Raw genomic sequence first — 9,006 nt, 5'->3', positions numbered from 1 at the left:
TAACTTCTGGTCTGCTTCAAAGAAACCGACAGAACAATGTTCAAAACATCATCTTGTCTGTCTTTCAAACAGTGTGAGGCTCAAGGCACTCACACTTATCGGTAATCTGTTTTGTTAAAGAGCGTTGCGAATTATAAAGTATTTCTTCCATCTGTCAAGATATCTCTCGATATTCCCGACATTCTGTGCTATACTTTTCAGTTCGTTCGCCGCTTCGTCAGCAGCGAAGAACCGAACTATACGCCCACAGGGGAAAACGGTCAATACTTTCAGTGGGATTTTTTTGGGGAAATTCGTCATGTCTCTGTCGGATAAGGTTTTTTATTTCACCACAAACCACATCCGACTCGAAATTTACCTACACCCCTCTTATCTACTCCCCTTTTTTTCTGTCATATGGTTTGAAAATAACCAAAAGGCAAATTTAGTCGGCAAACTGTTTTTTCATTCTCTCACGCCGCTCTTGCGCCTCTACGGATAAAGTGGCTGTCGGGCGTGCCAGCAGCCGCTTCAGACCGATAGGTTCTCCCGTATCGGCACAGAATCCATAGTCCCCTTCATCAATATTGCGGATGGTCGCCTGTATTTTACTGAGAAGTTTTCGTTCCCGATCGCGGGTACGGAGTTCCAATGCGTACTCCTCTTCCTGTGTGGCACGGTCGGCGGGATCGGGGGCTGATTCGTGTTCTTGGAGATGTCCTGTCGTAGCGGAAGCATTTTCGATGAGTTCGTCTTGCATTTTTACCAGCAATTCGCGGAAAAAAGCCAAATGGTCGTCATTCATATAATCGTCTTCCGGCCCGCTCCAATTCAAAATATCTTGTTCTGTCAGCTTTGCCATAATGTATGTCCTCTCGGTTCACCGCAAAAAACAAAGCACCACAAAGTGGCTTTATTCCTTTGATTTTTATAAGGCTTATTGCCTAAGGCGTTTTTGAAAACGCGCATCATAACACGTTTTGGATTGGTTTTTTTATTTTCTTTACATTATTGATATTGCCGTTCCATTTCCTGCGAACGGCGTACACAGGCACAAACGCCTTCATTTATGGCTTCGGCGACACGATGCCGTCTGAAGGCTTCCACAGCTTCGTGGGTTGTCCCGCCTTTTGACGTTACATTTTTTTGAAGCTTCTCGAAATCTTCACCCGTCTGCTCGGCAAGGGCAACCGCTCCTTTAAATGTTGCCAGGCTGAGCGCGCGTGCTTCTGCCATATCAAACCCTTGTCGGATGGCGGCATTCTGCAAAGCATCCAGCAGATAAAACACATAAGCCGGTCCGCTGCCGCTGATGCCGGTGATGCTGTGCATTTGCGCTTCATCTTCCAACCAAACGGTCAAACCGACAGATTTCATGATTCGATCGGCAATCTTACAGTCTGTTTCCGATACTTCCGCTTCGGCATACATACCGGATACACCCAGTCCTATTTTCCCGGGCGTATTCGGCATAACCCGGACAATGCGGCGTGTTCCCCCAATGTAACGGCTGAGCGTATCGACCGACAATCCGGCTGCAACAGAAAGCACCAATGCACCATTGGTGCGGATATTTTTGCACGCGGCTTCCATATCCTGCGGCTTGACGGCAAGGATTAAAACATCGTCGGAATGAAGCTCCGGCAGGGTTGCCGAAGTTTCGACACCCAACTCTTTTTGCAAACGTTCGCGCTTTTCCGCACCCCGGTTGGCAATATGGATGCGGTAACCGCCTTGTTTGACCAATCCGCCCGCAACGGCAGCCGCCATATTGCCGCCGCCGAGAAAATAAACATTCATTATTTCTACCCTATTCAAAATTACCTTACTAAATTCATTCCCAATTTTTTACCATCGGACGCGCTCGGACAGGCCGTTGCGCCGCAACCCCTGCTTTTTCAAACAATCAAAACCTTCCTGTTTGAACGTCTCAATCAAAGGTTTGCCGTCACGCGTACGCCAATCCAACCCGCAGGCTTCAAACTTCCCTATTTTCCTGTAAAAGTAAGATTGTTGTGCGGATTCATATTCGTTTGCCCTGACGGAACGATTGCCGTCTGAAAGCGGTATCTCGTAGTCCTCTAAAGACGGCGGACTCTCGCCGCCAATATCCCAAAAATCGATGGCAGCCGGTTTTCTCGGCTTACACCAGCCGGACAGGGACGAACACTCATACCACCCCGCCAGCCGACAGCCTGCAACCGTAAATGCAAGCAACGCAGCCGTTGCCGTATATTTTATTGCCCGAATTTCCATCATCCCCTTTTCCCGAAAATCGCGCTGCCGATACGGACGTGTGTCGCACCGCACTCAATGGCGGCAGGCATATCGTCCGACATCCCCATAGACAGCACGTCCGCCTTAACGCCTGCCTCATTGAGATCGGCAAGCAGCTTTTGCATGGTCTGAAACTGGGTTTTCAACTCCGTTTCACTACCGCCGGCTTTGGCAACACACATCAGTCCGCGCACGACAAGGTTGGGCAGCTTCGCCACTTCCACGGCAAGCGCGACCGCTTCTTCGGGCGCGACACCGTGTTTTTCCGCCTCGCCCGCAATGTTTACCTCGATACACACCTGCAAGGGCGGCATCGAGGAAGGACGCTGCCCGCTCAGCCGGACGGCGGTCTTCAGACGGCATACGGTATGCACCCAATGCGCGCGTTCGGCGACAAACTTGGTTTTATTGGACTGCACATCACCGATGACGTGCCACACGATGTCGGGCAAATCTGCCAACTCTTCCGTTTTACCGTACCACTCCTGAATATAGTTCTCGCCGAAATCACGCTGTCCGGCGGCGTAAACTTCGCGGATGCCGTCTGAAGGGAAGGTCTTGCTGACGGCAATCAGGCTGACAGAATGCGGCTCCCTGCCCGCCTGCAGAACCAATTTCCCAATACGGTCGGACACCTCCCGATAACGCTGTTGCAACACCGTCATAGATTATCCCCTATTAAAAATGATTAAACAGTTGAAACCCCTCCAGTCAGGGCGGTACAATCAAGGTTGTTAGAATCATTCCAACCAATCGAAACATTATACTAAACAGAGCCGCATTATGCAGATTACCGACTTACTCGCCTTCGGCGTTAAAAACAAAGCATCCGACCTTCACCTGAGTTCGGGCATATCCCCTATGATTCGGGTTCACGGCGATATGCGGCGCATCAACCTTCCCGAAATGAGTGCGGAAGAGGTCGGCAATATGGTAACTTCGGTGATGAACGACCATCAGCGGAAAATCTACCAGCAAAACTTGGAAGTCGACTTCTCGTTCGAACTGCCCAACGTCGCCCGATTCCGCGTCAACGCCTTCAACACCGGCCGCGGCCCCGCCGCCGTATTCCGCACCATTCCCAGCACCGTCTTATCGCTGGAAGAATTGAAAGCCCCACGCATTTTCCAAAAAATTGCAGAATCGCCGCGCGGTATGGTATTGGTTACCGGTCCCACCGGTTCGGGCAAATCGACCACGCTTGCCGCGATGATCAACTACATCAACGAAACCCAGCCGGCACACATCCTGACCATCGAAGACCCGATCGAATTCGTCCACCAAAGCAAAAAATCCCTGATTAACCAACGCGAGCTGCACCAGCACACCCTCAGCTTCGCCAACGCGCTGAGTTCCGCATTGCGCGAAGACCCCGACGTTATCCTTGTCGGCGAGATGCGCGACCCCGAAACCATCGGCTTGGCACTGACCGCCGCCGAAACCGGACACTTGGTTTTCGGCACGCTGCACACGACCGGCGCGGCAAAAACCGTCGACCGTATCGTGGACGTATTCCCGGCGGGGGAAAAGGAAATGGTGCGCTCTATGCTGTCGGAATCGCTGACCGCCGTCATCTCCCAAAACCTGCTGAAAACGCGCGACGGCAACGGCCGTGTCGCCTCGCACGAAATCCTGATTTCCAACCCCGCCGTCCGCAACCTCATCCGCGAAAACAAAATCGCGCAGATTAACTCCGTCCTGCAAACCGGGCAGGCGAGCGGTATGCAGACGATGGACCAATCGCTGCAATCGCTGGTGCGCCAAGGGCTGATTGCACCGGAAGTCGCACGCAAACGCGCGCAAAACAGCGAAAGTATGAGTTTCTGACACACAACCGCCTTCCGACCATACCGGCAGGAAAACAAGGCGCAAACACGCGGGGTGGGACGCGACATCCAGCCCAGCATACCCTTCCGAATAGGAAGCGTCCGCCTTCCTGTTGAAACCTGCCGCCGCAAACTGCAAGGCTTAAACTGAAAAGAAGTTAACGATGAGTACCAATAACCTGCACGACATCTTGGACGAAATGGTTCAAGTGTATTCTCAAAAAAAACAAAGCCGATCCGAAACCCCGGCCGAAATCGGCGCACACCTCCACCCGCTGCTCGACCGCCTGTGCGAAACCGCAGAAGCGCAAAGCGCGTCCGACATCCTTATCAGCAAAGGATTCCCGCCCTCGTTGAAAATCAACGGCGCATTAACCCCGCAGCCGCAAAAGGCTCTGACGGGCGAGGAAACCGCCGCCATCACCGCATCGACGATGAACGCCGAACAATCGGAAATATTCCGGCGCGACGGCGAAATCAACTACTCCGTCCAATCGCGCAGCGGCACGCGCTACCGCGCCAACGCCTACCACAGCCAAGGCCACGCAGGTTTGGTTTTGCGGCGCATCAACCACGTCATCCCGCAAATGCAGGAATTGGGTCTGCCCGAAAAGCTCAAAGACCTCGCCGTCGCGCCGCGCGGGCTGCTGATTATCGTCGGGCCTACCGGTTCGGGCAAATCCACCACGATGGCGACTATGCTCGAACACCGCAACAAAACCCTGCCCGGCCATATCGTTACCATCGAAGACCCGATAGAGTTTATCTACAAACCGCGCCGCTGCATCTTTACCCAACGCGAAATCGGCGTCGACACCATAAACTGGCAGACGGCGGTACAAAACGCTATGCGCCAGTCCCCCGACGTGGTCTGCATCGGCGAAGTCCGCAGCAGGGAAAATATGGAATACGCGATGCAGCTCGCCCAAACCGGCCACCTGTGCATTTTTACGCTCCACGCCAACACCGCGCCGCAGTCGCTCGAACGCATACTCAACTTCTACCCCAAAGAACAGCACAAACAAATACTGATCGACATCGCCCTCAACCTGTCCGGTATCGTCTGCCAACGCCTCGCTCTCAAAAAAGACAAAACGGGCAGGACGGCGGTTGTCGATTTGCTCATCAACACGCCCGCCATCCAAGACTTCATCCTGAAGGGCGACCTGATGAACATCAATAAAATCATGGAAACCGCCAAAACCGACGGAATGCAGACGATGGACCAAAACCTTTTCGAACTGTACCGTCACGGCATCATCAGTTACGAAGAAGCCCTGCGCCAGTCCGTTTCCGCCAACAACCTACGATTGCACATCCAACTGTACGAAGAAGGCAAAATGCCCGAACTCCTTTACGACAGGATTAACGACCTCAACCTTGTTTCCTAATCCGCAAAACCCGATGCCGTCTGAAAACCCCTGCCGTTTTCAGACGGCATCGCTTCATCATCCGCATCCGTGTGCTACACTTTATTCACTTCATAACAATAAACCGGTAAAACCATGAAAACCCCACCCCTCAAGCCTCTGCTCATTACCTCACTTCCCGTTTTCGCCAGCGTCTTTACCGCCGCCGCCACCGTCCTTCAGATAGGCGAACCCAAGCTCGCCATGCCCTTCGTACTCGGTATTATTGCCGGCGGCCTTGTAGATTTGGACAACCGCCTGACCGGACGGCTGAAAAACATCATTGCCTCCGTCGCCCTGTTCACCCTCTCCTCGCTCACGGCGCAAAGCACCCTCGGCACAGGGCTGCCCTTCATTCTCGCCATGACCCTCATGACCTTCGGCTTCACCATTTTAGGCGCGGTCGGGCTCAAATACCGCACCTTCGCCTTCGGTGCACTCGCCGTCGCCACCTACACCACGCTTACCTACACCCCCGAAACCTACTGGCTGACCAACCCCTTTATGATTCTGTGCGGCACCGTACTGTACAGCACCGCCATCCTCCTGTTCCAAATCATCCTGCCCCACCGCCCCGTCCAAGAAAGCGTCGCCAACGCCTACGAAGCACTCGGCGGCTACCTCGAAGCCAAAGCCGACTTTTTCGATCCCGACGAAGCCGAATGGATAGGCAACCGCCACATCGACCTCGCCATGAGCAACACCGGCGTCATCACCGCCTTCAACCAATGCCGTTCCGCCCTGTTTTACCGTTTGCGCGGCAAACACCGCCACCCGCGTACCGCCAAAATGCTGCGCTACTACTTTGCCGCCCAAGACATACACGAACGCATCAGCTCCGCCCACGTCGATTATCAGGAAATGTCCGAAAAATTCAAAAACACCGACATCATCTTCCGCATCCACCGCCTGCTCGAAATGCAGGGGCAGGCATGCCGCAATGCCGCCCAAGCACTCAGGGAGGGCAAAGACTACACATACAGCAAACGCCTCGGCCGCGCCATCGAAGGCTGCCGCCAGTCGCTGCGCCTCCTTTCAGATGGCAACGACAATCCCGACATCCGCCACCTCGGCCGCCTGCTCGACAACCTCGGCAGCGTCGACCAACAATTCCGCCAACTCCAGCACAACAGCCTTCAAGTGGAAAACGACCGCATGGGCGACACCCGCATCGCCGCCCTCGAAACCGGCAGCTTCAAAAACACCTGGCAGGCAATCCGTCCGCAACTAAATCTCGAATCAGGCGTATTCCGCCATGCCGTCCGCCTGTCCCTCGTCGTTGCCGCCGCCTGCACCATAGTCGAAGCCCTCAACCTCAACCTCGGCTACTGGATACTGCTGACCGCCCTTTTCGTCTGCCAGCCCAACTACACCGCCACCAAAAGCCGCGTCCGCCAGCGCATCGCCGGTACCGTACTCGGCGTAATCGTCGGCTCGCTCGTCCCCTACTTCACCCCGTCTGTCGAAACCAAGCTTTGGATCGTCATCGTCAGCACCACCCTGTTCTTCATGACCCGCACCTACAAATACAGCTTCTCGACATTTTTCATCACCATTCAGGCACTGACCAGCCTGTCGCTTGCAGGGTTGGACGTATATGCCGCCATGCCCGTGCGCATCATCGACACCATTATCGGCGCATCCCTTGCCTGGGCGGCGGTCAGCTACCTGTGGCCCGACTGGAAATACCTCACGCTCGAACGCACCGCCGCCCTTGCCGTACGCAGCAACGGCGCCTATCTCGAAAAAATCACCGAACGCCTCAAAAGCGGCGAAACAGGCGACGATGTCGAATACCGCGCCACCCGCCGCCGCGCCCACGAACACACCGCCGCCCTCAGCAGCACCCTCTCCGACATGAGCGGCGAACCCGAAAAATTCGCCGGCAGCCTGCAACCCGGCTTCACCCTCCTCAAAACCGGCTACGCCCTGACCGGCTATATTTCCGCCCTCGGCGCATACCGCAGCGAAATGCACGAAGGGTGCGGCCCCGACTTTACAGGCAGGTTTTACCATGCCGCGGAACATGCCGCACACATCTTCCAAAACCTGCCCGACATGGAACCCGACCGCTTCGACGCCGAATTAGACAGCCTGCGCGGAGAGCTTGACAGCCTGCGTGCGCAAAGCGTCGGCGCGCAAAGCCATATTCTCCTCCAACAGCTCCAACTCATCGCCCGACAGCTCGAACCCTACTACCGCGCCTACCGCCAAATTCCGCACAAACACACCCCGAATGCCGTCTGAAGCAGTTTTGCCATTTTGCAAAGCACGGCGTGAGGTCAGGCAGTTTGTAAGATAGTTCGCAAGGCTTTGCACGGGGCGGATGCACAGTGAAGATGTGCAAAGTGCAGGTTTCAGGGCGGGCGCAAGGGACTGTAAGACGGATTGTAGGGTGGGCTTCAGCCCACCGATTCCACCGCCTCGACAAATCTGACACATCCGCCATCTCCACCACTCCAACCATTCCCTCCAAGAACCCTTGATGCGGCAGGCTGAAGCCCACCCTGCGAATCCGCTCTGCGGCTCGCTTACCGGTGCCGTTACGCGCCGCCGTGTGCCAGCAAACCGATGCCGTCTGAAGTCGGTGGGATTGGCGGAAACGGTGTAATCGGCAGGCTGAATCCTCCCCCTACAGTCCGCCCTACACAACGCCCGACGAAACCATAGAAATACCCGAATCGTCAGAAACACCCGAACCGTCATTCCCACGCAGGCGGGAATCTGGAACGCAAGATTAGAGAAACTGCTTTATCCGACTAGGAAAAATAAAGGGAATCCAAATCAAAAGACATGAATAAAAAAAACATATCTAAGCATTTGCCAATTGTGCTGGCAGTTATTATTTTATCTTGGTGTATATTAGCTAGAAGCTTATCCATGCTTTTCTCACTAGGGACATTAAGCATATATATAGATAGAAGACTTTATTTTTTAGAAAACTTCTTACCAGATTTTGTAAGTCTAGCAACTTATGCTTTCACTATTTGGATATGTATAAAGAAAATCATTAATGACCAGTAATTCTCATTTAAGTTTCCGTGCGGACAGGTCTGGATTCCCGCCTGCGCGGGAATGACGGCATATTTTGTATTTAATATAACAGGTTGTTTGAATTTTCCAGAGGGCACAAAGTGTCGCATAGAAGGGCGTAGGGCGGGCTTCAGCCTGCCATTTACACCGTTTGCACCGCTTTCAGATAGCATCAGTTTGGCGGCACCCGGTGGGCGTTGTGGGAATGGCGGAGTTGGTAAGACTGGCGGAATCAGTGGGCTGAAGCCAACCCTACAACTAACCCTGTGCAACGCCCTACAGCCCCTTGCACACCCTTCCTGCGTATTTACGCATCTGCCCCGCGCTTCCCATGCCGTCTGCTGACTGAACAAACCGAGACCTTTACAAAATTCCCCAAAATCCCCTAAATTCCTACCAAGACATTTAGGGGATTTTTCATGAACACCTTCTTCCAGCAAACCGCCCAAGCCATGATTGCCAAACACATCGACCACTTCCCA

The 9,006-nt window shown here is 53.9% G+C and carries 8 protein-coding genes; 3 read left to right on the top strand and 5 right to left on the bottom strand.

Annotated features, from left to right (window positions below; translation table 11 throughout):
* Window positions 1-424 precede the first annotated feature (424 nt).
* From dksA to Q9I99_RS10970, 4 genes are all read right to left on the bottom strand, one after another.
* Complete coding sequence (gene dksA, locus Q9I99_RS10985) at window positions 425-841, bottom strand: RNA polymerase-binding protein DksA (RefSeq protein ID WP_025457529.1); 417 nt, start codon at window positions 839-841, stop codon at window positions 425-427.
* A 146-nt stretch (window positions 842-987) separates the two neighbouring features.
* Entirely contained in the window at window positions 988-1,797 is an 810-nt protein-coding gene (gene proC / locus Q9I99_RS10980; RefSeq protein ID WP_301668231.1) for a pyrroline-5-carboxylate reductase, read from the bottom strand.
* 30 nt (window positions 1,798-1,827) lie between these two features.
* Entirely contained in the window at window positions 1,828-2,235 is a 408-nt protein-coding gene (locus Q9I99_RS10975; RefSeq protein ID WP_002251700.1) for a hypothetical protein, read from the bottom strand.
* A complete protein-coding gene (locus Q9I99_RS10970) occupies window positions 2,235-2,921 on the bottom strand; it encodes a YggS family pyridoxal phosphate-dependent enzyme (RefSeq protein ID WP_301668232.1) in 687 nt (228 codons plus the stop codon). The genes Q9I99_RS10975 and Q9I99_RS10970 overlap by 1 nt, the downstream gene beginning before the upstream one ends.
* A gap of 118 nt (window positions 2,922-3,039) precedes the next feature.
* Between Q9I99_RS10970 and pilT the strand changes: the two genes are divergently transcribed.
* The 3 genes from pilT to yccS all read left to right on the top strand — a co-directional run bounded on the left by pilT (window position 3,040) and on the right by yccS (window position 7,738).
* The gene (gene pilT / locus Q9I99_RS10965; RefSeq protein WP_003753675.1) at window positions 3,040-4,083 is read left to right on the top strand and encodes a type IV pilus twitching motility protein PilT; all 1,044 of its coding nucleotides are present in this window, start codon (window positions 3,040-3,042) and stop codon (window positions 4,081-4,083) included.
* Window positions 4,084-4,246: 163 nt separating this feature from the next.
* The gene (locus Q9I99_RS10960) at window positions 4,247-5,473 is read left to right on the top strand and encodes a PilT/PilU family type 4a pilus ATPase (protein WP_301668233.1); all 1,227 of its coding nucleotides are present in this window, start codon (window positions 4,247-4,249) and stop codon (window positions 5,471-5,473) included.
* Between the two features lie 114 nt (window positions 5,474-5,587).
* On the top strand, window positions 5,588-7,738 hold the full coding sequence (yccS, locus tag Q9I99_RS10955) for a YccS family putative transporter (protein ID WP_301668234.1): 2,151 nt from the start codon (window positions 5,588-5,590) through the stop codon (window positions 7,736-7,738).
* Between the two features lie 725 nt (window positions 7,739-8,463).
* Here yccS and Q9I99_RS10950 read toward each other — a convergent pair.
* Window positions 8,464-9,006 (bottom strand): hypothetical protein (locus Q9I99_RS10950; RefSeq protein ID WP_301668235.1); only part of this gene is annotated, 543 nt, incomplete at its 5' end.

The organism is Neisseria basseii (genome assembly GCF_962707005.1).
Lineage (GTDB): Bacteria > Pseudomonadota > Gammaproteobacteria > Burkholderiales > Neisseriaceae > Neisseria > Neisseria bergeri.
This window is presented reverse-complemented; position numbering and strand designations above follow the sequence as displayed.